Source organism: Fictibacillus phosphorivorans, assembly GCF_001619875.1.
GTDB lineage: Bacteria > Bacillota > Bacilli > Bacillales > Fictibacillaceae > Fictibacillus > Fictibacillus phosphorivorans_B.
In genome coordinates this window covers 22,219-42,805 of record NZ_LRFC01000016.1, presented here as the reverse complement: position 1 = coordinate 42,805, position 20,587 = coordinate 22,219, and the positions used below count along the sequence as shown (strand labels likewise).

Annotated in this window: 19 protein-coding genes; 12 read left to right on the top strand and 7 right to left on the bottom strand. The window is 36.9% G+C overall.

What is annotated here, in order from left to right; genetic code table 11:
- Nucleotides 1–2,573 (bottom strand): Tn3 family transposase (locus tag AWM68_RS09260; RefSeq protein WP_066240349.1); only part of this gene is annotated, 2,573 nt, incomplete at its 3' end.
- A gap of 151 nt (nucleotides 2,574–2,724) precedes the next feature.
- Here AWM68_RS09260 and AWM68_RS09255 point away from each other — a divergent pair.
- From AWM68_RS09255 to AWM68_RS22125, 6 genes are all read left to right on the top strand, one after another.
- The gene (locus AWM68_RS09255) at nucleotides 2,725–3,300 is read left to right on the top strand and encodes a recombinase family protein (protein WP_066240336.1); all 576 of its coding nucleotides are present in this window, start codon (nucleotides 2,725–2,727) and stop codon (nucleotides 3,298–3,300) included.
- A gap of 113 nt (nucleotides 3,301–3,413) precedes the next feature.
- Nucleotides 3,414–4,259 (top strand): AraC family transcriptional regulator, encoded by an 846-nt coding sequence (locus tag AWM68_RS09250; RefSeq protein WP_066240331.1) that lies wholly within the window; start codon nucleotides 3,414–3,416, stop codon nucleotides 4,257–4,259.
- A gap of 321 nt (nucleotides 4,260–4,580) precedes the next feature.
- Nucleotides 4,581–5,660: a GerAB/ArcD/ProY family transporter gene (locus AWM68_RS09245; RefSeq protein WP_066240329.1), complete on the top strand. Its 1,080-nt coding sequence runs from the start codon at nucleotides 4,581–4,583 to the stop codon at nucleotides 5,658–5,660.
- Nucleotides 5,661–5,663: 3 nt separating this feature from the next.
- Nucleotides 5,664–7,199 carry a spore germination protein gene (locus AWM68_RS09240; RefSeq protein WP_066240326.1) on the top strand — a complete coding sequence of 512 codons (1,536 nt, stop codon included), beginning with the start codon at nucleotides 5,664–5,666 and terminating at the stop codon, nucleotides 7,197–7,199.
- Nucleotides 7,196–8,350, top strand: coding sequence for a Ger(x)C family spore germination protein (locus tag AWM68_RS09235; RefSeq protein WP_082820651.1), 1,155 nt, complete (start codon nucleotides 7,196–7,198; stop codon nucleotides 8,348–8,350). Before AWM68_RS09240 ends, AWM68_RS09235 begins: the two co-directional genes overlap by 4 nt.
- A gap of 98 nt (nucleotides 8,351–8,448) precedes the next feature.
- On the top strand, nucleotides 8,449–8,718 hold the full coding sequence (locus AWM68_RS22125) for a restriction endonuclease (RefSeq protein ID WP_082820652.1): 270 nt from the start codon (nucleotides 8,449–8,451) through the stop codon (nucleotides 8,716–8,718).
- Nucleotides 8,719–8,827: 109 nt separating this feature from the next.
- Here AWM68_RS22125 and AWM68_RS09230 read toward each other — a convergent pair whose 3' ends face one another.
- From AWM68_RS09230 to AWM68_RS09205, 6 genes are all read right to left on the bottom strand, one after another.
- Nucleotides 8,828–9,121: a GIY-YIG nuclease family protein gene (locus AWM68_RS09230; protein ID WP_066240322.1), complete on the bottom strand. Its 294-nt coding sequence runs from the start codon at nucleotides 9,119–9,121 to the stop codon at nucleotides 8,828–8,830.
- Between the two features lie 73 nt (nucleotides 9,122–9,194).
- Nucleotides 9,195–9,749, bottom strand: coding sequence for a recombinase family protein (locus AWM68_RS09225; RefSeq protein WP_066240319.1), 555 nt, complete (start codon nucleotides 9,747–9,749; stop codon nucleotides 9,195–9,197).
- A gap of 248 nt (nucleotides 9,750–9,997) precedes the next feature.
- Nucleotides 9,998–11,221 carry a restriction endonuclease subunit S gene (locus AWM68_RS09220; protein WP_066240315.1) on the bottom strand — a complete coding sequence of 408 codons (1,224 nt, stop codon included), beginning with the start codon at nucleotides 11,219–11,221 and terminating at the stop codon, nucleotides 9,998–10,000.
- Nucleotides 11,222–11,223: 2 nt separating this feature from the next.
- Nucleotides 11,224–12,777, bottom strand: a complete 1,554-nt coding sequence (locus tag AWM68_RS09215) for a type I restriction-modification system subunit M (RefSeq protein ID WP_066240311.1) — start codon at nucleotides 12,775–12,777, stop codon at nucleotides 11,224–11,226.
- Complete coding sequence (locus tag AWM68_RS09210) at nucleotides 12,774–13,376, bottom strand: restriction endonuclease subunit S (RefSeq protein WP_066240308.1); 603 nt, start codon at nucleotides 13,374–13,376, stop codon at nucleotides 12,774–12,776. The genes AWM68_RS09215 and AWM68_RS09210 overlap by 4 nt, the downstream gene beginning before the upstream one ends.
- A gap of 122 nt (nucleotides 13,377–13,498) precedes the next feature.
- Entirely contained in the window at nucleotides 13,499–16,246 is a 2,748-nt protein-coding gene (locus tag AWM68_RS09205) for a type I restriction endonuclease subunit R, EcoR124 family (RefSeq protein WP_066240305.1), read from the bottom strand.
- A 258-nt stretch (nucleotides 16,247–16,504) separates the two neighbouring features.
- On the opposite strand from AWM68_RS09205, the gene AWM68_RS09200 reads away from it, so the two are divergent.
- The 6 genes from AWM68_RS09200 to AWM68_RS09175 all read left to right on the top strand — a co-directional run bounded on the left by AWM68_RS09200 (nucleotide 16,505) and on the right by AWM68_RS09175 (nucleotide 20,141).
- Complete coding sequence (locus AWM68_RS09200) at nucleotides 16,505–16,834, top strand: hypothetical protein (protein WP_066240302.1); 330 nt, start codon at nucleotides 16,505–16,507, stop codon at nucleotides 16,832–16,834.
- Nucleotides 16,835–17,020: 186 nt separating this feature from the next.
- Nucleotides 17,021–17,464, top strand: a complete 444-nt coding sequence (locus tag AWM68_RS09195; RefSeq protein WP_082820650.1) for a JAB domain-containing protein — start codon at nucleotides 17,021–17,023, stop codon at nucleotides 17,462–17,464.
- A gap of 181 nt (nucleotides 17,465–17,645) precedes the next feature.
- Nucleotides 17,646–17,819 carry a hypothetical protein gene (locus AWM68_RS21385; protein WP_156488365.1) on the top strand — a complete coding sequence of 58 codons (174 nt, stop codon included), beginning with the start codon at nucleotides 17,646–17,648 and terminating at the stop codon, nucleotides 17,817–17,819.
- 646 nt (nucleotides 17,820–18,465) lie between these two features.
- Complete coding sequence (locus AWM68_RS09185; protein ID WP_066240297.1) at nucleotides 18,466–18,984, top strand: hypothetical protein; 519 nt, start codon at nucleotides 18,466–18,468, stop codon at nucleotides 18,982–18,984.
- Nucleotides 18,981–19,187, top strand: a complete 207-nt coding sequence (locus AWM68_RS09180; protein WP_066240294.1) for a hypothetical protein — start codon at nucleotides 18,981–18,983, stop codon at nucleotides 19,185–19,187. Before AWM68_RS09185 ends, AWM68_RS09180 begins: the two co-directional genes overlap by 4 nt.
- 315 nt (nucleotides 19,188–19,502) lie before the next feature.
- Nucleotides 19,503–20,141: a hypothetical protein gene (locus AWM68_RS09175; RefSeq protein ID WP_066240292.1), complete on the top strand. Its 639-nt coding sequence runs from the start codon at nucleotides 19,503–19,505 to the stop codon at nucleotides 20,139–20,141.
- The last annotated feature ends 446 nt before the right edge of the window (nucleotides 20,142–20,587 follow it).

Sequence of the window (20,587 nt, the reverse complement as noted above, 5' to 3'; positions counted from 1 at the left end):
ATTCGACCCATCTCACGTAAGGCTGTAGCCAAGCTGTTTTGTCTTGAATAAGAACCTAGTTTCCCCATAATAAGGGATGCTGAAACTGTTCCTTCTCTTATTGAGTGAGCTAATCGCAAAACATCCTCATAATTTTCTTTAATGACCTTTGTATTTATTTGTCCACGTAAAATGGCTTCTAATTTTGGATACTCACTTGCTTTATCTATTGTAAATAATTTTGAGTCTGCTAAATCTCTTATTCTTGGGGCAAATTTAAATCCTAATAAATGAGTCAGTCCGAATATTTGATCTGTGTAACCAGCTGTGTCTGTATAATGCTCTTCTATGTTTAAATCCGTTTCATGGTGCAACAAACCATCTAAAACATGAATCGCATCCCTTGAATTAGTATGAATAATCTTTGTGTAGTAAGAAGAGAATTGATCACTAGTAAAACGGTAGATGGTGGCTCCTTTTCCAGTTCCATAATGTGGGTTTGCATCTGCATGTAGTGATGAAACACCTAACTGCATTCTCATACCGTCTGATGAGGATGTTGTACCGTCTCCCCAATAGGAAGACAATTGTAATTTGTGATGAAAATTTACTAATACGGCTTGGGCTTTATTCATTGCATCTTCATACATGCGCCATTGAGATACATTGGCTAATTGCTTATATGTAAGTCCGGGTGTTGCTTCAGCCATCTTGCTTACACCTATATTCATTCCCATTCCTAAAAGGGCAGCCATAATAATAATCGTTTCTTCTTTATCCGGTTTTCGATTATTGGAAGCATGAGTAAATTGCTCATGAAATCCTGTTATATGAGCAACATCCATGAGTAAATCAGTTAATTTTATTCTTGGCAGCATTTGATAAAGGCTTGCACTAAACTTTTTTGCTTCTTCTGGAACATCTTTTTCTAAGCGTGCAAGTGACAGCTTTCCTTTTTCAAGAGAAACCCCGTCTAATTTGTTGGAATTGGCAGCTAACCAATTTAACCTTTCGTTAAGGCTGCTGGTTCTCTCCGACATATAATCTTCGAATGATAAACTAACTGATAATCTCGTATTTTCCTTCGTTTGATTCCATGTATCTTCTGAAAACAAATATTCCTCAAAATCTCTATATTGTCTGCTGCCAACAATGGAAACATCTCCTGCCCGAACATGCTCCCGAAGTTCTGTTAAAACAGCCATTTCATAGTAATGACGATTGATTGTTGTACCATCATCCTCGTATAAATGCTTTTTCCAACGTTGTGAAATAAAATCTACAGGCGAGTCGTCAGGCACTTTTCGCTTTCCGGATTCGTTCATTCCTCGGATAATCTCAACAGCTTGTAAAAGTGGCTCATTTGCCTTTGTAGAATGAAATTCCAATACCCTTAAAAGCGTTGGCGTATATCTTCTAAGTGAATAAAATCTTTTTTGCAGTAAGTCTAAATAATCATAGTCGGCAGGACGGGCAAGCTCTTGAGCTTCTTCCACCGAAGAGACAAAAGAATTCCATTCAATAACGGATTCTAAAACCTCAAAAACGTTTAATTTTTCCTGTTTTGCCTTGATTAAAGCTTGTCCGATGTTCGTAAAGTGTATAACTTTCTCATTCAACTTTTTACCGTTATGTTTCTGAATTTCCTCTTGAGCCTTACGGCCTTTTGATAACAAACTGAGTATTTGTCTGTCATGAATTTCAAAAGCTTTATCCGTTAACTCTTGAGTAAGATGTAATAAATAGACGGTTAATATCGAATAACGTTTATTTTCTTGGAAGTCACGGAATGCATAAGGCTCATATCTTGAACCTAAACGGGATAGCTGTAATAGGCGGTTGCGGTGCAAATGGCTAATTTTTACCGTCTCTAATTCTATTCCCCGTATGTATTCGAGTCGTTCTATTACTTTCAGAAATGTTTCGGGTGAAGGATGACCCGGTGGTTCCTTTAACCAACCCAATAACGTTTTATTGGATTCGGATGGATGCTGCGAAGTAATGATCTCTTCAAGTTTTACTTTTTGCTCAATTGTTAGAGACTGACTAACCGTATTAAATAGCTTCTTTTCAGCCATTGCTCTTGCCTCCCACACCATTCTTTCAAGTGTAGTGATAGCAGGTAGTATGATTTTGTTTTTCCTTAGAAAATCTATGCATTCATGCAGTAGATGAATGGCGTCACCATTTTCCAAAGCTAATTGATGAAGGTGCTTAAATGTCATTCGATATTCTCTCAGGGTAAAAGTTACAAAGTCGTATTCACTTCGAATTTCTTTCAAATGATCCCAAAGTGTATTTTCCCTTTGAGGATAATGACTAAGCGAGGATGGGCTGGCACCGATCTGTTTCGATATATATTGTAAGACTGAATCTGGGATGGTTTTGATATGAGTGTATGGCCAACCAGGATACCGAAGGACAGCTAATTGAACGGCAAATCCTAAACGGTTTTCTTCCCTCCTTCGCTTATTGACTATTTCTAAATCCCGTTTGGAAAAAGTGAAGTAGGTCCCCAGTATCCATTCATCTTCAGGGATTTGCATAAAAGCCTGTCTCTGTTCCGATGTAAGCAATTCCCTACCTCTCGCCATTTTCGTTCAGTATCATCTCATTTCTGTATTTTCAATTTATTAGTTCAATTATATATCAATAGAGTGTACTCTATTGATACAAGTGTTGGAGACTAATAAAATAATAGGTAAGAGCGTCTCATAAGACTTGTCTCAAAAATGAGGTGATATTTTGCGAAAAATTGGTTATATACGTGTCAGTTCAACTAGCCAGAATCTTTCAAGGCAAATTCAGCAACTGAGCGAAATCGGAATGGATATTATTTTTGAAGAAAAAGTTTCTGGAGCAACAATAGATCGAGAGCAACTTCAAAAAATGTTGGAGGATTTACAGGAGGGCGACTCTATTTATGTTACAGACTTAACTCGGATCACTCGGAGTACGCAGGACTTATTCGAATTGATTAATTTAATACGAAAGAAAAAGGCAAGCTTAAAATCACTCAAGGATACATGGCTAGATTTATCAGAGGATAATCCATACAGCCAATTCTTAATTACAGTAATGGCTGGTGTGAACCAATTAGAGCGTGATCTTATCCGTATGCGTCAACGTGAAGGGATTGAGCTAGCTAAGAAAGAAGGAAAGTTTAAAGGTCGTTTAAAGAAATATCATAAAAATCACGCAGGAATGAATTACGCAGTAAAGCTATATAAAGAAGGCGATATGACTGTAAGGCAAATCTGCGAAATTACTAATGTGTCTAGGGCATCATTATATAGGAAGCTTTCGGAAGGCAACAAATAGTTTATCATGATTCTATCAAAGAGTGTATTTTTTGTACCAACATTTTTAGGCATGAAATGTCGGCAATTATTATCTAATTTGTTTTAAAGTAAATATTGAAAGGGAGTAAGCTTATGGATTGGCTAGAAAGAATGAACAAGGCTTTAAACTATATTGAAGATAGTCTGGATGAAGAGATAGACTACAAAGAGATTGCAAAAGCAGCTAATTGTTCGGAGTTTCATTTTTCAAGAATGTTCTCTTCAATCTCAGGTATATCGCTATCAGAATATATTAGACGAAGACGGTTAACACTTGCAGCATTTGAAATTCAAAAAAGTGAAATTCGTATCATCGATGTAGCAATTAAATATGGTTATGTTTCTTCTGATACTTTCTCACGTGCTTTTCAAAAAATGCATGGAGTAACCCCTTCCACTGCTCGTAATAAAGGGGTACAGTTAAAAGCCTTTCCGAGAATTTCCTTTCAAATTTCTATTAAAGGAGATACCGAGATGGATTACAGAATTGAAAACCTTGATTTTGAATTAAGAATTGTAGGAAAAAGTAAGCCAGTAAAAACAAGCAGAGCATTTAAAACAATCCCTACACTTTGGAACAATGCGAAAAAAGATGGATTTATGCAAGAATTAATAGATATGTCTTGGGAAAATCCAAAATGCACGCTTGAAAGCCTTCTAGGGGTTTGTGGAAAAGAAGCAGCCATTACAGATGAAGAGTTTTCCTATTTCATGGGTGTAAGATATGATGGGGAATTCTCAGCAAATATGGAGACGCTTATAATTCCCGCAAGTACATGGGCAGTTTTTCCGAACATAGTAGATGCATGGAAACGATTATATTCCGAGTGGGTCCCTACCTCCGAGTACGAACTTGCAAATTTACCGTGTATAGAATGTTATTACGGGCCGAATCATAATCCAAGACATGAACTTTGGGTTCCTGTCATCCCTAAGTAATTTACATATTCAATAATAGAACTCTGTTTATGGAGTACAAAAAAGCCGAAATTTCTCCATTAAGTTGACGAGAAATAAGGCTTTTTATATTGAAATTTCCTTATTGTTGTAATCACCATTTTCCAGAAGCGCCTTCTTTAGGAGATTATCGCAAAATATTCCAAATCGTGTGGGGATGGTTTGATGCTCAAGATTATAATATGAGGTGTTTTATGGATAATTAATTAATAAATGGAAAGAATACCTTTGAGTAACCTAGAAATAAATTTTATTTTATTTGCCCATTAATTATCAAATCCTAATAAGTTAGTAGGTTTAACAATGCAATCACATAAAGCACATTTTTCACAAGTATTTGTTTTGTTTATGATGAGTATTGGCTTAATGAATCACGTAATGGTAATTCCTATGTTATTAGCGATCTCAAGGAGGGATTCGTGGATTTCTGTCCTCTTATCTGGAGGATTCATTCTCGGTTGGTTACTTTTTATTCAATTTATTATGAAAAGATTAGACCATACACATCTGTATTCATGGTTAAATAACCATTTTGGCAAAATTATTGCAAGGGGATTATGTTTTTTAATATATATATTTATCCTCTTATTTATTGGAGTTACCTTAAAGGATATGATTGTATGGACCGTTACATCCTATTTCCCACAAAGTCCTGCGCCTATATTAGCAATGCTATTTTTAGTTATCTGTTTTTTTGCTGCAACTTCTACCTTTACAACCTTATCTATTCTCTCAGGTTTTTTATTAGTATTTGTTGTTGCATTAGGCTTTTTCGTTATGAGTTTTAATTTTCCTCATAAGGATTATTCTCAATTATTCCCTATCCTTGAGAATGGATTGACACCCGTTATCAAAGGAACCGTCTATAGTTTAGGTTCTCTACTAGAAGTGACTTTAATATTTTTTATTCAACATAAATTAAAAATGAATATCAAGTCACGGAGTTTTATTATGCTCGGCTTAGTGTTGATAGGCTTAACGCTTGGACCTTTATTGGGTTCTATTGCTATTTTTGGACCTGAAGAGGCTTCTAATCAGAGGTATCCTGCTTACGAAGAATGGAGATTATTGAAGATAGGAATGTATATCGAACATGTAGATTTCTTTTCAATTTACCAATGGTTATCAGGTGGATTTATTAGGATTAGTTTTGGTTTATATATTATTGGACAATTATTTTCATTTAAAAACGAGAAAAAAAGGTATGTATTAATAGGAATCAGTTCACTAATTACATTTGTGGCTGTTCTTCTTCCTATAAGTGATATCGAATTTGTTCGTTTTTTACAAAATGTTTATTTTCATTTAACTTTTTTATTTTTACTTTCCTTTTCAATAGTATTAGGACTTTTAGTTTTTCTAAAAAGAGGAAAGGAGAGATAATCCTTGAGAAGATGGAATCAGAATACAAAAAAAGAGGGTAATGGAAAATTTTCTATCTATAAACCAAATCCAATATTAAATGAGGAAAAAATACGTTCAACATATCAAAATAGTGAGGATGTCAAAGTTGTTCTCCATAAAATTGGGAGTGAAGAAAAAGCTGTTGAGACCTTTTTCATTTATTGCGAAAGTTTAGTGGACAAAAAACAAATAAATCAGATTGTTATTCCTCAATTAGAAAAAATAGCTCAAAAACATCAATATCTTTTCTTAAAGGAAGAAATTCATAAGTATCAACAAGAGCTAGAGTGGACACCTTTAAAAGTGGGAGAAGGGTTAGAGTCTATCTCTTTGGAAATATTTAACGGAAATTTAGTTCTGTATTTTCCTAAGTCGCTTACCTTTTTTTCTGTCAATGCTTCAAATAAACCAAACCGTTCTACTGAACAGTCTAATTACGAAATATCCGTACGTGGGCCAAGAGACAATTTTATTGAAGATATTTCAACAAACGTGGCACTTATTCGTAAAAGATTAAGACATCCCACCTTGTCTTATCAAACGTTGACGTTAGGTAAACGGACCCAAACTCAAATAGGGATATTATATTTAAAAGATGTAGTTAATTTAGAGATTTTAAATAACATTCGAGAATGTCTAACTTTAATTGATATTGATGGCGTAATTAGTTCAACTCAAATTCAAGAGATGGTATCGAAACAATCTTTATCTATTTTTCCTCTTTGTGGTGATACAGCTAGACCAGATTTTGCAGTGGAATGCTTATTGCAAGGTAGAGTAGTGATTATAATTGATGGCTCCCCAATTGTTATTATCGCTCCTGTTACTATAACTTTTTTAATAAAAGCTGCAGAAGATTCCCACTTTAATTTTCTAACTGTATCATTTGCACGCTTTTATCGGTGGATAGGATTTCTTTTAGCTGTCTTCCTACCTGGATTTTGGATGGCATTACTTGCTTATCACCAAGATCAAATTCCTTTCCCTCTTCTTGCGACTGTGACTGTTGCAAGATCAGGTCTACCATTTCCAGCACCACTTGAGCTTATAATTGTTTTGTTTCTTTTTGAGATGTTCCGTGAAGCCGGTCAAAGATTACCCTCCCCCCTTGGTCAAACCCTTTCAGTGGTAGGCGGACTAATCATTGGGGATGCAGCAATCCGTTCGGGTTTTATCTCCCCATCTGTCATTGTTATTACTGCTTTATCTGCTATTGCGGGATATACCTTAGTAAACCAAATATTAGCAGCAGCAGTATCCATACTCAGAGGGTTTGTACTATTATGTTCAATTTTGATGGGGTTATATGGATTTATGCTTGCTGGATTCGTAATCGTTCTTTATATCTCAAGATTACGTTCCTTTGGAATCCCTTACTTAGCTTTAGTTTTCCCAAAATCTAGTTCAGATTTTTTCAAGGGATTGTTTCGTTTACCGTGGAGAAGTTATAGACATAGAGTTGGTTATCTCCGAACCAATGATAGTTCTAAAACGGACGAAGGAGAAGGAAAACAGTGAAGCTGCACAAAATAAAACTAATAATTATGATGCTTATCACTAGTGCAATGTTATCTGGATGTTGGAATATTAAAGAAGTTCAAGATATTTATTATGTTGCAGCTCTTGGAATAGATTTTAAAGAAGGAAAATACATAGCTTATGCTCAGTTACTTGACTTTTCTAACGTTGCTAAGTTAGAGGGGGCTCGACCTGATAAACAACCACCAGTGTGGATAGGAAAAGGTGAAGGTATAACAATTACGGAAGCATTAAATCAATTATATAAAGATGCTCAACAAAGACTTTTTTGGGGACATGTTTCTACCCTAGTTTTAAGTGAACATCTCCTAAAACAAGATATTAAAGATTCCATCGATTTTATTAATCGTTACCGAGAAATACGCTATAATATTCTCTTATACGGTACAAAGGAACCAATAGAAGATATACTTAAAACAAAAGCTTTTTTTACATTATCGGGATTGTCTACAATACTCCATGAACCCAATGAAAGTTATAAACAAAGATCTTACATACAACCTATACAGTTTTATCAATTTATTAGAGATAGTGATCCGATGGGGCAAACTGCTTATATTCCATCACTTAAAATTTCAACAGAAAATTGGAAAGAGGAATCCAAAAAACCACCATTATTAAGAAATGACGGAGCGTTCTTTGTAAGAAATAATCGCCTAGAAGGATGGCTTTCTGAGACTGATTTAAACGGTCTAAGATGGATGGATGAAAAAACCGTTCGATCTCCTGTGTGGATTGTTGAGAATGATAGCGCTGTTGTTTCAGTTGTGGTAGAGAAACCTAAGATTACAATTTCCCCTATTATGAGTAGTAAGCCCATACTTTTTAATATTAGAGTTGAAGTTCACGCTGGAATAAATGAGAAGATCAAGGAAATTAGTGATAAAGAGTTGATTACAAAAACTGAAGATATTATCAAGTTAGAAATTCTAAAATCCTTTGAAAAAGGAATAGAAATAAATGCAGATATCTACAAATTAGGTGAATCATTATATCGCCAAAACCCAAGTAAATGGAAAGAAGAAGTGAAAACAGGATCGTTTTACCTAAATGAACACAGTATAAAGAATTTAAACGTTAAAGTTAATTTAGTGAACTCCGGAAAGATGAAATATCAAGATGGATCCTAATATTAATTCCAACGGTACTTATAGTTTTTAAAAAAAGCCTAAGCTCTTGCAACACCGAGAAATTAGGCTTTTTTATATTGAATTCCTTAACGTTGTAAATCCGCATTTTCCTGACGCTACCCCGAAACGGAAAAAAGATTGCAATTCAGTGCAAGAGGCACTCCAGAAGCATTACCAACCGAGCCGTACAAGAAGTCTATGCTGCCAAAGCCTACTATAACTGCTCGGAGGCGTATGTCATTACGAATAGTGAATTTACTATACCTGCTAAAAACCTGGCAAAAAAACTGGGAGTCACGTTGTTCAATCGACATCGGCTGTTTACACTTATTCAAAAAGCAAACAAAAATTTAAAATTTACACAATAAAGCAGATAAGCCGATAAAGCTCATTTAATCCGTCTGAAAACATGTCGAATGAAACCAAATAGATATTTGGTTTCATTCAAATAAATGTACAAAAACTTTAGGAATCCTTTTAGGAAAGAATTTCGTTTTTAAATCTTGGCCATTGATTGTAACCAACCTCAGGATTGTTCGAATTATAGAATCTTATGTATTCCACTTCTTTAGCATTAACCTCTTTATCTGTTGCTAGTTCTGATTCCCATATTATCTCTTTACGAATAGTAAAATCCCTATGTTCTTCTCTTTTAAAATCCCTTTCAATCAACTTACTATTAGCACTCCCAAAATAATTTAAAGTATTAGTTAAGTCTTTTCCTATATAGATTTTCCCATTAGGATAAGTTATTTTGTAGATCACTTTCATATTTTCCCCTCCCCTTATGTTCCATTTACTTTAGTGTTCCTTCTTTAGTTAAATAAAGTCGCCTTGATGGCGACTATTGTTTTTCTTTAGAAAGTGCACGATAGAGTGTTGATGGAGAAATACCTGTTTCTTGCTGAATCTCTTTTACTGTCATTTCACGAGATTTATACAATATGATTGCCTGTCGTAACTTTTGAGTGTTTGCTTTTGGTCTTCCGCCTTTTCGTCCGCGAGCTCTTGCTGCTTTAAGTCCTGCCATCGTTCTCTCTCTAATAATGTCTCTTTCAAATTCGGCAAGAACGGAGAGCATCCCAAACATCGCTTTTCCAGCCGGTGTACTTGTATTAATATTATCTTGAAGACTTACAAACTCTATATTTCTCTCTTTTAATTCATCTGCGATCTCTATTAATCTTTTAGTTGATCGAGCAAGCCTGTCCAATTTATAGACCACAAACTTGTCCCCTGCCCTCAGCATTCTCAATGCTTGAATCAATTCTGGCCGATCATCTTTAGCCCCGGACATCTTTTCTTGAAAAATCTCCTCACAACCATATTCATTCAAGGCGTCCATCTGTAAATTTAACGATTGATCTGCTGTGCTTACCCGTGCGTATCCAACAATCACCAAAACAACCTCCTGCCGTTCGATTTTTATATAATTATCATATCATTAACGGACCTTTTTGACGTATAGTTTTTGATATGGGTTTTGGTGGAGTAATTCAATAAAGAGTGAGGGAAAATTATCTATCATTACATACTTCCATAAACGGTGGTTTTTGAATGAATGAAAATTAATGAAATTTTTAATAATATTATTTGTATATACAAAAAAGCAACGACCTGTTGAGTATTCGTTGCTTTTACTGCAAGTTAGATAAACATTTGTTGCATCAAACCTTTTTTCTGTTTTTGTAGAGTTTCCAATTTGTCTCCTTCTTTTTCGATTTTTTGATCAAATACAGACAGAAAGTTAGAGATTCTATTTTGTTCTTCTTCACAAGGAACTTTTATCTTTATTATAGCTAAATCATTTCCGTTGTATGAAGGCAAAGCTCCTACTTGAGCAAACTTTGAAAGTCGAATACTCTGAAATAAATGTTTATAAAAATATATATTTCCACTATTTTTTAATGAGAAAGCCATCATGTTGTTATCAATTAAAAAAGGTTTTTTAATGATTCTTTTCCTTTCTAAAAATATTGCTGCACCAACTTTGGCAAACACAATTGATACTTCGGTGAATGGCTTCAAATTCATCACTTTCAACATTTCTTTTGAAACAGAATGATTTGATATGGTAATTTCACGTTCATTACCAATTGTATTCATATCTGAAACTTTTATAAATGGATATTCTAAATTTTGTTGTCCTTGGTATTTTTCAGAGAACCCATATCCAGACTTAAATATGCCTATTTCACCTAGGTTAGCATTTTTCCACTCCGGAAAAGCCTTCCCACCTTCATCCTTAAACCGTAATTCCTGGCTAAATATTTTCTGCAGCAACCCTTTCTTCTGCTCTTGCAACGCTTCGACTTTCGCTTGCTGCTTTTCAACGCGACGGTCAAGGAGAGAAAGGAAATCTGCAATTTTTTGTTGTTCTTTCGCATCTGGAAGTGTTATCTCAAACTTATTAAGGCTATTGTTGTACAGATGCACAACTGATGCACCTTGAGCAAAAGTTGAAAGTTTTACTTTACGAACGCCGTTAATTTGATAACTGATAAATTTTCCGTTAACTCCATTGAGTGGTGTTAAAACATTTAAATCCCCTCCGAGGATTACTTGTTCATCAGTGTCAATCGCACTAGCACAAGCTATATCAATAGCACTTTCCCCGGAAGAAGGTATTAATATATCATTTTTTTGTCCTATTACGGGATTAATTAGCTCTCTATTTGTACGACTTATAACTTCTCTAATCACAGGTCCATACTTAGTGTATAATTCACCATACAAAATACAAGGCTTACCCTCAGAAGATATATCAGCTTTTGAAATCGACGAACCTTTTTTAAATTCTACAACCTTTCCAAGTTCAGTTAAATTCCATTTATCCTTAAATTCAGGAAAGCGAAGATTTGGTAAGCTCATTTTCACACCCCCAATTCTTTAAAATATTTCTCTAGTTCTGCATCAATCTCAGCAATTTCTTGATCGATAGTTTCAATACGAGCTGAAACAGCTTTAAGATCTATTGATTCTTCCTCCTCAAATGTGTCTACATAACGAGGGATGTTTAGGTTATAGTCGTTTTCTTTGATTTCTTCTAGTGTTGCTGCATACGAGTATTTATCGATCGTTACACGGTTAATGTATGTGCCGATGATTTTTTCTACATTTTCGTCAGTTAGATGATTCTGGTTCTTACCCTTTTCAAATTCGGCTGATGCGTCTATAAATAGTACATTCTCATCTTCCTTACGGCATTTCTTAAAGACTAAAACGCATGTTGGAATAGATGTGCCGTAGAAGATGTTTGCTGGTAGTCCAATCACTGCATCCAAATAGTTCTTTGATTCAATTAAATAACGTCGAATCGCTCCTTCTGCAGCACCACGGAATAATACACCGTGTGGAAGAACAACCGCCATTGTTCCGTTGTCATCAAGCTGATGAATCATGTGTTTGATGAAAGCGAAATCTGCTTTTGATTTTGGAGCAAGCTTTTGATATGCACTGAATCTCTCATCATCCACAAATTTTGCATCCGCACTCCATTTTGCGCTATATGGAGGGTTAGCCACAACAGCTTCGAACCTTTCATCTACATGTCTTGGATCTTCTAGTGTATCTTCATTTTGAATATCGAAACGTTGATATTCCACATCATGAAGTAACATGTTCATACGGGCCAGGTTATACGTTGTGGACGTTTTTTCTTGTCCGTAGAATTTCCACACTCTTGCTTCTTTTGCGACACGGAGAAGAAGGGAACCAGAACCACATGTTGGATCATATACGTTTTTAAGTTCTGTTTTTCCTGCTGTAACAATTTTTGCTAAGATTTTTGATACTTGTTGCGGCGTATAGAACTCGCCTGCCTTTTTTCCGGCATTCGCTGCGAATTGAGAGATCATGTACTCATAGGCATCACCTAGGACATCGATATCAACATCATCATGAAGAAACGGGATATCATTGATATTAACCATGATCTTAGCGATCAGTTTAGAGCGAGATTGTACGTCACGACCTAGTTTCGAAGAGGCCAGATCCATATCATCAAACAAATGCTGGAAATCTTCTTGACTGTCTGTCCCGATTGTTGATTCTTCAACCAAATTAACTCCTTTTTGGAGCATTTCCACGTCAAACTTTCCGTTATCCCCTTTTTTAATTTCCAAAATCATATTTGAGAATAAGTATTCCGGCTCAATTACATAACCAAGTTCCTGAATCAAATATTCGGACAAGCCTTCTCGGTATTCTGGGTTTTTCCATGCAGCCGTATATGAGATATTATCTTCTTCTAATAGTTTAGCAGCACGTGACTCTACCTTTTCTGAAAGGTAACGATAGAAAATTAAACCGAGAATGTAGTTTTTAAATTCATAGGCTTCCATTTGACCACGCAGGTCGTTTGCCATCGCCCATAGTTTTTTGTGTAGCTCTGCTTGCTGCAAGCGTTGTTTTTCAGATGTTGTCATTTGTATTCCTCCAATGATTCCATTATTTTTTGGTGAATCAAACTTCCTTCAAGATTCATTCTTTCTTCAACCAGTTGCTTTTTTTTGTGATACAGATTTGAGATACTTCCTATTCTTTGTTGAACGGATAACGGTGGTACTGAAACGTCCAGCTCTCTTAGTGTTGCAAGAGAAAGAGTCGAAACAATCGAACCCTGTGTACCTAACATAATCTGTCGGCGTATGGATGGATGTTCATTGAAATACCATTCCATAAATTTTGTATCGATGTTTTCATGGAAATCCAGTGCGACAAAGTTAGATGGTATCAAACGCCCGGTGTACTGTTGTGGTAGAAAGGCAGCCTTTTGAGACAACAAATGAACTATCAGCCGTTTTTCTTTTGTTAGAAGTTGATCTTTTAGTTTGTCTTCTTTGATGTACACCGATTGGCTTTTCTCTTGTGTCATGCGATACGACAGCCCGAGCGTTTCATTAAATTCTTTTAATGTGAGAACGTCAACCTTTATTGAATCTGAATCGTCTTTACTTGTTTCCAGCCGTGAAACATTTGCACCTTGTGTAATGATTGCGATATCTTGTAGTTTAATCGTCTTCACCTCCTAAAGGGATATCTTACAAATTTGATTTTATATGTAATTTTTAAAAATTACAAGAGTTATTTTTGTTATTTTTAAAAATAACAAAAAGAGAGGTATGTAGTACACCTCTCTTAACGGTTTTAGGCAAAGCGTTTTGTATGTTCGATGATAAACTCTCTAACCCGTTGTACGGCGGTTTTCTTCTTTAAAAAGTTACCTGACAGTTCATTATAGATGGTTGGCTGATCCATCATGTTGCTGAACTCATATACGGAGAGATGATGTTTAAGTACTTCTTCTTTCATGCCCACATCATCTGCAAATACTTTAATCTCATTCTCACGCGCTTCTTCTTCGTATTGCTGGTAAGCTTCTTCCGGAGATTGTGCACCGGAAAGATTTGGTGCAACCTTTTTTAAGAAACCTTGGATAAGATCAATCTTCAAACGAAGTTCTGGATCAGAAGCTCGGTCCACTTCTTCCGTAATGAATTTAATATCTTTCTTAAGTTTATTTTTATCAGTAACATCAAGGTTACGTATCAGATTCATAATGTAACTAACATTAATTCGATCTGTGTGCATCAACTCTAACTCAAAATCAATGTCCTGAAGAATGGAAACTTTTTCAACTTCTCGTTTGGTGCGATCAACAATCTTAAAGTATTTACTCTTATAATCCTCATACGTTTGTTCATTGATGTTTAACGTACCTTCATCAAATTCAAAGTCGGAGAAAGTTTGCAGGCGCAGAAGAAACCTTGTCATGTTTTTAAAAGCAATAACAAACTCTTTCTGTTGTTCTTCTCGTTCTAAGGAATCGACCGATTCTGGAGTTGCTGCGATTTCTTTCACTTTTGCTTGAGCTTTTAAAAAGAATTTTAAGTATTCGTCATAACTGTGCATTAGCACATCATCCACGGAATCAGTTTTAGAGAATAGGCGGATGGCTTCATCCGTATTCTCCTTCAGGTTTCGATAACAAATGACGTTACCATATGGTTTCGTCTTTTTCTCGACACGATTAGTCCGGCTGTATGCCTGCAGCAAGTCATGGTGTTTGAGCGATTTATCTACATACAAGGTATTGAGTGGTTTGCTGTCAAACCCCGTCAAGAACATTCGGACCACTAATAAGATATCAATCTGTGCGGCTTTCACACGGCGGGATACATCTGCAAAATAGCTGTCCCATACATGCGTGGAGTAGTCCGTACCATAGATCTCGTTGTAATCGGTAATCATGCGTTCTAACGCATCACGTGAGTGTTCTTCTTTTGCCTCACTGTCTTCATTTGCTCCATACGTATAGATACCAGCAATTTTTAAATTATGATCTTTCTTTTTAAACAAATCATAATAGCGAATGAGTGATGGGATAGAGTCCACCGTGAAAAGGGCTGTATATCCTTTGTTCTTTGCTCTTCGTTCATGGTTGGCTAAAACATGATCTGCGACTAACTCCAATCGTTCCTCATTATGCCATACTTCATCCGTGTCAATGGCTTGTACTTTTGTTTTGTCGTTTTCATCAACTTTTGAGTTGAAGGTTTTTATATATTCGACTGAAAAGCCCAGCACGTTTCCATCTCTAATCGCATCTTTGATCAAGTAGGAATGCAAGCACTTTTCAAACAAGTCTGCTGTTGTACGTCCATCCTGGCTTTTGTTCTCAGTAAAACGAGGTGTACCAGTAAATCCGAAATACTGAGCTTTTTGGAAATGACGAGAAATATTGGTATGCATCTTTCCAAATTGACTTCGATGGCATTCGTCAATAATGAAGATGACTCGCTCGTTTTTGTATGGCTCCATGATACTTGCATAACGGGGGTTCTTTACTGCGTTGGCCATCTTTTGAATTGTCGTCACAATAAAGTTATTCGTCATATCTTTAATCTGCTCAACTAATACATCCGTCTTGTCGGTCGTGTCGACAGAGCCTTTTTTGAACTTATTGAACTCCGCAATCGTTTGACTATCTAAGTCTTGTCGGTCGACTAAGAAAAAGACTTTTGTAATATGTTCTTCATTGGATAGGGTTTCACTCGCTTTGAATGAAGTCAGCGTTTTTCCAGATCCAGTCGTATGCCATATGTAGCCGTTATTATTGGTTTCGAGTGCTCGTTGTACGAGTTCTTCTACGGCATAGACTTGATAGGGACGCATGACCATCAGCATTTTATCGGTATCATTTAAAACCATGTAGCGAGCAACCATCTTAGCGATATGACACTTCTCTAAGAAGGCTGACGTAAAATCTTGAAGATTCGTAATGATGTTGTTTTCCTTATCAGACCAAAAGAACGTATATCCTGACAAGACCTCACCATCCGAATTCGAGAAATATTTCGTATCCATGCCGTTACTGATGACAAAAATTTGAATGAAACGCATAAGACCTTTATAAGAATGCTTTCTATAACGCTGTATTTGATTGAATGCTTCATTAAAATCTAACCCACGGCGTTTTAGTTCAACCTGGACAAGAGGTAATCCGTTTATTAAGAGGGTGACATCGTAACGGTTCGTATATTTTTCGGTTACGGTTGTTTGTGATGTAACTTGGAATATATTTTTACACCAATCTTTTTTGTTAAACAGCTCAAGATATAGCTGGGAGCCGTCTTCACGTTCAATTAATTGCTTGTCACGCAGAATCTTGGCCGAATCAAAAATGCTTTTTCCATCAATCTTATTCATAAGCCGTTCGAATTCAACATCTGTTAAGGGTTTTCCCTCTAACTTTTTTGCATTGAAGTGGTTCAGCTGTACACGAAAGTTGGCTACCAACTCGTCGTAGCTATTGATTTTAATTGGAGTGTAATCTTGTTTTTCTAATTGTTTTAACATATTTAGCTCAAGTTGAGCTTCTGATTGATATGCCATCTACTGACCCTCACTCTTTTTGTAATGCTACTATTTTACCATATATTAGTTTATTAAATAAAAGATTACTAGCAAAGGAGATACACTTCCCTATTTATTAGAACAGCCTTTAGGCTGAATTTATTTCTTCAGAAGGTGTTATTCATAAGTCAGCTTGCTTTTGGGCTTCGAACCCTCGCAAACTGATTGCAATCAAGCTGCGCTTAACATGCAATACGCAATTTTCACCCTGTTGTCTACAGGACAACAGATAATCAAATGGCTTTACATATCATTCATGCGGGCTTAAAGGGGCATCGAACCTCTTTAATCCCGACTGGATCTGGCTACGCGCCAATCCAGTTCGCTTCTTTTTCTTCTTCTGCTTTTGCAGTTTTCAGAAAAAATCGCTTTGATATAACGGCTTCGGGCATCGAACCCTTGCCGTTAGGCGGCGGCAGCTCTTTCGGTCTGCTTTTCGCCGCCCGAGGTGCGGTGCTCTTCTCCTTCCTTCGTTCTCTTCAGTGTAACAACTTCGCTTATGACAGCCGGAAGGGCGGGCGTTCGGGGAAAGAAATCGGCAAAGCCAAGTCGGCTAAACCACCGTAACCTTGCAAAGTACGCAAGCTAACGCTGGCTAAGTCATTGGGCTTCACTCGTTTTCTAACGAAAAAGTCCGTAAATCATGGCCTTTTCCTACCCCTCTCTGGCACGTTCGCTTCTTCGTGAGCGAACCCTTCCCCCTGTTTGCGCGAATTGTTCAGGTGTCCTCAAACGCGGAAGGGAGAGAGTAAAATGGAAACAATCTATGAAGTAGTGAGGATCAAACAAGTAATCAAGGAAGTTGAGGCCAACGAAAAGTTCGTTATTCGTTCGCCACAGGATGCTGCGGATGTTGCAGCTCAATTTATTGGAGATGATGATCGTGAAGTGTTCTTTGTGATGTGTCTGAACATGAAGAATCAAGTCGTTGCGGTGCATCGCTGCCATGTGGGAGGATTAAACGCCAGCATCGTTATGCCAAGAGAGGTATTCAAGGCGGCAATCCTAAACAACAGTGCCTCAATCATCGTTAGCCATCAGCATCCGAGTCAAGATGTCACACCATCTCGAGAAGACATCGAAGTGACAGCAAGGCTTGTAGAATGCGGAAAGATTCTAGGGATTGAGGTTCTAGATCATCTCATCATCAACACGAAAGCCAAATACTACAGCTTGAAAGAGCATGCTAGATTATAAGAGAGAGGGAGGAAATCCTCCCTTTTTTTGCTCGTTTCTATCATTTATGCTGAATTGGATTTTCCCTTACGGTAGTTATTTGTCGAAATCTTTTTTAAGGACTTTTAAAAAAGATTGAGCAATGTATATAGCAAGGAAAAACAGAAAGCTTTCCTTGACATTACAAAAGGGGAAATGAACGATGAAAGATCATCACTTGTTCGGAAAGAAAGTATGGGTATTAGGAAAGAGAAGAGCGTATCGGTTCAAAAAAGGAAAGATTGTAGCTGAGGGAAACAACGATTACATCATTGTGAAACTGGAGTGTGGTCGACGAGCTTGGATTAAGAAATGGAGTATTTACTTCTTGGAATAAATGTTAAGCCCTACTCTAAAAAGGACTGCCCACTGGCCAGTCCTTTTTAGAGCGATAGGTTTAGGGTCACGAGCTTTTCAGTATATAAAATCAGTAGTCATCGTCAATCCCCTGCATCGCCATCCGTGCGATCCACATTTTTTCTTCATCATATTCCATTCGATAACCTTGAATTTCATCTATTATTTTAATGTCTAATGCTGTTTTATCCGTGATTTAATTAGCTAAATCTTTTGCGATTATGGACAAATTGATGTTCTTACAATCCTTTTCTGAGACCGTATACAAACATACAGAAGCCTCTGAATCTTCATCATATAGTTGTATAAGAAAGCCAGGACCATCCCCCTCTATTAAACAATGAAAAATTCCTATCTGAGGTTTACTGAATCCTATTCGCCTATTCATGCGGTACGCTTCGGTAACGGAATTGTGAAAATCATGATCATTCTTATGTTTGGAATTTACCATCTTAATATCACCATTTCTTACTTTTTTAAATTACTTCGTTATGAAGACTTACTATTCCTTTTTCAGTTAAGCGCCAACGTTCAGCGGTATTGTGTGTGTTTTGTGATACCACTTTGTATACAATGCATACAAAATAATGTATACTTTGTATACATAGTATACAGGAGGAGAAAATATGAAAAATGCAACTCGTCGAATTGTTGAGAAGTTTCCTAAGTTCGAGGATAAATTACATGCCTATGAAAACATGCTGATGGTCGATGAAGCGCTGAAGGAAGTAGATGATGTTCAGGCAACGTTTTTACAGTTAGCGTGGTTTTTTGAAGATCCGGAAAAGGAGTCGTTTGATCTTGGTTTGCTGTATCGTCACCTTGATAATGACTGGCTTGAATTTGCTCTGGAGTTAATGACGGAATATTTCAGGAAGGATACGTATTTGATTCAGAAGCCTACGTATTCCTTGATTCGTGAGGGATCTCACTATAAAAGCATGAGTCAATTTGCGGACTACTTAAGTGAACAAGGGCTGCGGTACGATCGACAGAAGTTAAATTTATATTTTGAACGCGGGAAAGTACCCCATCCCGATCTTGTTGTAGGCGGAGTGAAGTATTGGTCCGATGAGACGGTTCAGACATATGCAGAACAAGAGATAAATCGAATGGGATTCATCGGACAGGAGGCAAAAAAATGACACTTGTTCAATACAATCAACGCTATGAAGAGATTATTCATGCCGACTGGCCACGGGATAAAAAGGACAAAAAATTGGCTGAGCTCGTGACAGAAATGGAGCAGGTGTACCAGATTCCCATGTTAAGGAATGAAGAATGGGAAAGAGAGAACAAACGAGTGATCGCTCTGTATAGAAAAGTGAGCTTATCAAGGTCCTTTTAAAAAAAATAAATCGATCTCCGGAGTGCTTAGAAGATCGAATGTTTATCAGCAGGCGGAATTACGCCTGTTTTTTCTTTTTGTTTTTGAGGGGGATGCCCCTATTTTTACTTTGTTCAATCGCTTTTTTAGCTAGTACCTGCGCTTCTTCTTTCGACATTTTCATTTCTTTTTCCCCTTTGCTAGTACTCTTAATAAAAGTATGGACGGGTTTTTGAAAATCTAAACATATCTATCCCCCATCCCCCATATATATAAAACTAAGTCTAGGACACTCTGACACTGTCCTAAGTGAAAATGCGGAAAAGAGGGGTAGGAATGGAGAGAGAAGAGGCCGTTATGACGAAGAACAGGAAGAAAAGATCAGATGCAAAACGCGACATCAAGCCGACAATTTCTAGCAATCTTAAAGATTGTATATATAGCTTGTCTTATATTACACATACACCTGTAAAGGACGTAGCCGTTCTTTTGTGTGAGAAGGGGTTAAGGTCAAGAAAAGTCATTGAACACTTATCGCAGCACTTCAGACGAGATTACCAATTCATGAGTACGGTGTTTATAGGGGAATGGGGAAGAGAATCGTTGCAGCGGAAATGCCAACCAGGAAAAAACGAACGGATCACAGCTCGCTTCTCTCAAACGTCTTATGAGGATATTTACGTTTTATCTTCTGCTTTGGATGTCACTCCGTCCAAAGCAACAGCTTTATTGTTGGATGCCAGTATACGCAATGTGAATTTATTGAACGCTTTTGTGAAAGTATCCCTTCAGGAACACCTGGACGAGGCAAGGATGAAGGAGCTTAAACATGTGCTGAAATACATCAATAAAAATAATCCTTACAGCGAGGAGATATCTTGGTTTACCTTGATGGATATGATTTTTCAAGATATGAAAGAAAAAGCAGGTGATGTGAAAGGGATGGTTTCCCACTGGTTAGAGAAATACAAATGATTGCAAAGGTTCAACGATTCGTAGGAGCTGCATCGAAGAGATCGTTTAGATGAATTTAGGTTTCTAAGGACGTATAAACTGGTGATCAGAGAGAAGGATGAATCCTTCTCTCTTTTTTGCTTGAAGCAAAAAGATTGGTTGTCATGACTGAATTCGCGTTTAGGCGGAATTTTTTTTTTGAGAAAAGGCTTTTGAAAGATTTAAAACCTTTTCTTGGGCGGCTGCACGACAACCTGTAAAAAAGCAAAGAACGTTTTTTAACAGGCTGTAACGTGTCGCTGACGGCACTAAATGGCTCGATAACCACAGCTTGTACGGCTCATCCTTCGCCTACAATCTGTAGGTTCCTGATCCATTTGCCATTCTGGCCGTACCGCACGAGCCGTAAAACCTTAAACGAATAAAACCTAAAGTGGAAAGCAGCCCTACGGCTGCTATTGAATAAG